General features: G+C 64.6%; 3 protein-coding genes. All 3 read right to left on the bottom strand.

Annotated elements, in window-relative coordinates:
* Nucleotides 1-173: 173 nt before the first annotated feature.
* On the bottom strand, nucleotides 174-1,145 hold the full coding sequence (locus EN750_RS22640) for a GlxA family transcriptional regulator (RefSeq protein WP_127397700.1): 972 nt from the start codon (nucleotides 1,143-1,145) through the stop codon (nucleotides 174-176).
* Between the two features lie 245 nt (nucleotides 1,146-1,390).
* The gene (locus EN750_RS22635; protein ID WP_127397699.1) at nucleotides 1,391-2,572 is read right to left on the bottom strand and encodes a PLP-dependent aspartate aminotransferase family protein; all 1,182 of its coding nucleotides are present in this window, start codon (nucleotides 2,570-2,572) and stop codon (nucleotides 1,391-1,393) included.
* Nucleotides 2,569-3,881, bottom strand: a 1,313-nt coding sequence (locus EN750_RS22630) for a cystathionine beta-synthase (protein WP_127397698.1), incomplete at its 5' end; no start/stop codon positions are given. The genes EN750_RS22630 and EN750_RS22635, both read right to left, overlap by 4 nt.

The following is a 3,881-nucleotide window of genomic DNA, read 5'->3' as shown; positions in this document are numbered from 1 at the left end:
CATCTCCCCCTCAAGGGGGGAGATTGGCAGTTTCGATGCCGCCGTTCTTTTCTTCAACATCTGAGATTAGCGAAAGCAGAGATGCAGTCCGATCTCCCCCCTTGAGGGGGAGATGTCCGGCAGGACAGAGGGGGGCACTGTCCCGCCAACGTCTCACCCGTCAGCAAGCGCCCCTAATGCCGTCTCGCCAGTTTCGGCGAATGCCCGTGCTCTTCCCGAAACGCCCGGGCAAAACTCGACATCGACGCAAACCCACACGCCAGCGCCACGTCGCGCACGGCGAGCGTCGAATGCGCCAAAAGGTCGGCGGCGCGCTTCAGCCTCAGCCGCCGGTAATAGCCATTGGGCGAGATGGCGAGTTCGGAGCGGAAGGAGCGTTCGAGCTTGTCGGTCGACACGCCGAGCTTTGCGGTCAGCTCGGCCATGCCGAGCCGCTCCTCGACCGCGTCCTCCATGATGGCGATGGCCGACAGCACCAGCTCGTTCTGGACCCCGGTGCGCAGCCGCAGCGGCATCATCTTGCGGTCGATGCTGGAACGCAACTGGCTGTGCACGAACCATTCGGCGACGCCGGCGGCGAGCTCGGCACCATAGTCGCGGGTGATGATCTCCAGCATCATGTCGAGGCTGCCGACGCCGCCGGCCGAGGTGAAGCGCTTGCGGTCGATGACATAGAGGTCACGCCTGAGCTCGATGTTGGGGAAGGCTTCGGTGAAGGCGGCCTGGCTGGTCCAGTGCAAGGTGCAGGCATGACCGTCGAGCAGGCCGGCGCGGGCGAGGAAGAACGCCGCATCCGCCACCGCGCCGATATGGGCGCCGTTGCGCAGGCTCTTGCGGATCCAGTGTGCCGCGTCCTCGGCGACGAGATGATCGGCATCGCCGCCCGAGCAGACGACGATGCGATCGACCTTCGGCGCATCCTCGGCGTAAAAACCCGGCTGGATGACGACGCCGTTCGAGGCCTCGACCGAGCCTTTCGTGCCACCGACGATGATCCAGCGATAGCATTCTCTTTTCGCCAGGACATTGACGGCACGCAGTGGCTCAATGACCGAGCTGAACGCCATCATCGGAAAGCCGGGGAAGACCAGCACCGCGAAGGTGAGAGGGGTGTCGGTGGGTTTGGGTGGGGCGTGTGTGGCCATGGGCGCTAGACTTCGGGCAGATGGGGTGCGGCGTCAATTGGGCTGATGCTTGAACCTGGAACGTCAGCGCCGCCCCTCACCTGCCTGCCGGCATCCTCTCCCCGTAAACGGGGCGAGGGACGCTGTTATCGGCGCTTACGCCAATCACCGGCGGCCGCGGTTAGCGTCTTTCTTCCCGTCGCTATACGGGGAGAAATGCCCGGCAGGGCAATGAGGGGCGGCGCCGATTTTGGCGATTTGAGGGTCTATCCCCCCAGCGCCTGCTCCAAATCCGCGATCAGATCATCTCCATCCTCGATCCCCGCCGACAATCTTACCAGCGAATCCGATATACCGATCTCGGCCCGTTTCTCCGCCGGAATGGAGCCATGCGTCATCAGTGCCGGATGCTCGATCAGGCTCTCCACGCCGCCGAGGCTTTCGGCCAGCGTGAACAGTTGCGTGCGTTCGAGGAACTTTTTGGTGCCGGCAAGGTCGCGGTCGAGCACGGCCGTGATCATGCCGCCGAAGGCGTGCATCTGCTGGACGGCGACGGCGTGCTGCGAGTGGCTGGCGAGGCCGGGATAGATGACGCGGCGGATGTCGCGGCGCGCTTCCAGCCACTGCGCAATCTTCAGCCCGTTGGCGGAATGACGCTCCACGCGCAGCGCCAGCGTCTTCAGCCCGCGCAGCGCCAGAAAGCTGTCGAACGGGCCCGAAATGGCGCCGATGGCGTTCTGCAGGAATTTCAGCTGGGCGGCGAGATCCTTGTTGTCGCCGACCACGGCGACGCCGCCGACCATGTCGGAATGGCCGTTGAGATATTTGGTCGTCGAGTGCACCACGATGTCGATGCCGAGCTCCAGCGGGCGTTGAATATAAGGGCTGCAGAACGTGTTGTCGGCGACCGTCAGAATCCCCTTGCGCCTGGCAAGTGCCGCGACGCCTTCGAGGTCGACGATGCGCAACAGCGGGTTGGTCGGCGTTTCGACCCACAGCATTTTCGTCTCGGGCCGGATCGCGGCTTCCACGGCGGCCAGGTCGGTGAAGTCGACGAACGAGACCTGCAGATTGGCCGAGCGTTTGCGCACCCGCTCCATCAGCCGGAACGAGCCGCCATAGATGTCGTCGGTGGCGACGATGTGGGCGCCGGAATCGAGCAGCTCCAGCACGGTGGCGATCGCCGCCAGGCCGGACGCGAAGGCAAAGGCGGCCGAACCGCTTTCGAGGTCGGCCACGGCGCGCTCGAAGGCAAAGCGCGTCGGGTTCTGGCTGCGGGCATATTCAAAGCCCTTGTGCACGCCGGGCGACTGCTGGGCAAAGGTCGAGGTGGCGTAGATCGGCACCATCACCGCGCCGGTCAGCGGGTCGTGGCTCTGGCCGCCATGGATGGTGCGCGTCGAGAAAGCCAGACGGTTCTTGCCCGGTGGTGGTGTTTCAGCGGTCATCGTGCGCGCCTCAGATGGTTGATCAGGTCGATGCGGGTAATCAGGCCGACGAACTCGTCGCCGTCGAAGATGATGGCGACCTCGTTGCGGTCGAACACCGGCAGCAGCGCATCCAGCGTCTGGCTGGCCTGTAGCGTGTGCAGATTGGAGGTCATCGCCGTGCGCACCGGGCCGTTGAAGCGCTCCCAGCGGCCGTCATAGGGGCCGTCGACCTTGGCCAGGATGTCGCTTTCGTCGACGATGCCGACGAGCTTGCCATTGTCGAGCACCGGCAGCTGCGAGACATCGGAACGGCGCATGCGGCCATAGGCGTTGAGCAGGCTTTCGTCCGGGCCGACATAGACGGTGTCGCCGGTGCGGTGCGAGCGCATCACCAGGTCGCGCAAATCGCCATGCTGCTCGTGCTCGGCCAGCCCCTGCTCCGCCAGCCAGAAATCGTCGAACACTTTCGACAGGTATTTGTTGCCGCTGTCGCAGACGAAGGTGACGACGCGTTTGGGCACCGTCTGCTCGCGGCAATAGCGCAGCGCGGCGGACAAAAGCGTGCCCGAGGATGAGCCGGCGAGGATACCTTCCTTCGACAAGAGGTCGCGCACCGCCAGCATGCTCTGCTTGTCGGGGATCGAATAGGCCTTCTTGACCAGCGACAGATCGGCGTTGGGCGGCACGAAATCCTCGCCGATGCCTTCGACGGTCCAGCTGCCGGCCTCTTCCATCTTGCCGGTCTTGATCAGCGGCGCCAGCACCGAGCCGACCGGATCGGCCAGCACCATTTCGGTCTTCGGCGACATTTTGGCGAAGTAGCGGCCAAGCCCGGTCAGCGTACCGCCGGAGCCGACGCCGACGACCACCGCATCGACGTCACCGTCGAGCTGCGAAAAGATCTCCGGACCGGTGGTGGTCTCATGCGCCAGCGGATTGGCCGGGTTGGCGAACTGGTTGGCATAGAAGGCGCCGGGCGTTTCCGCAGCGATCTTCTCGGCCATGTCCTGGTAATATTCGGCATGGCCCTTGCCGACATCGGAGCGCGTCATGCGCACCTCGGCGCCGAGCGCGCGCAGATGCTGGATCTTTTCGCGCGACATCTTGTCGGGCACGACCAGCACGATGCGGTAGCCCTTGGGGATGCCGACCTGGGCAAGGCCGAGGCCGGTATTGCCAGCGGTCGCCTCGACAATGGTGCCGCCGCGCCGGAGCTTGCCATGCTTTTCAGCCGCGGCGATCATCGACAGCGCGATACGGTCCTTGATCGAGCCGCCCGGGTTCTGGCTTTCAAGCTTGACGAACAGCCGGCATTTGCCGGTATCGA

The organism is Mesorhizobium sp. M7A.F.Ca.ET.027.03.2.1 (assembly GCF_003999175.1).
Lineage (GTDB): Bacteria > Pseudomonadota > Alphaproteobacteria > Rhizobiales > Rhizobiaceae > Mesorhizobium.
Note: the sequence above shows the minus strand (reverse complement) of the source record. Positions and strands in the feature narration are given on the sequence as shown.

Bases quoted from the DNA above. Each gene is read 5' to 3' on its own strand.
- EN750_RS22640 (WP_127397700.1), bottom strand. From the start codon at position 1,145: ATGGCCACACACGCCCCACCCAAACCCACCGACACCCCTCTCACCTTC.
- EN750_RS22635 (WP_127397699.1), bottom strand. From the start codon at position 2,572: ATGACCGCTGAAACACCACCACCGGGCAAGAACCGTCTGGCTTTCTCG.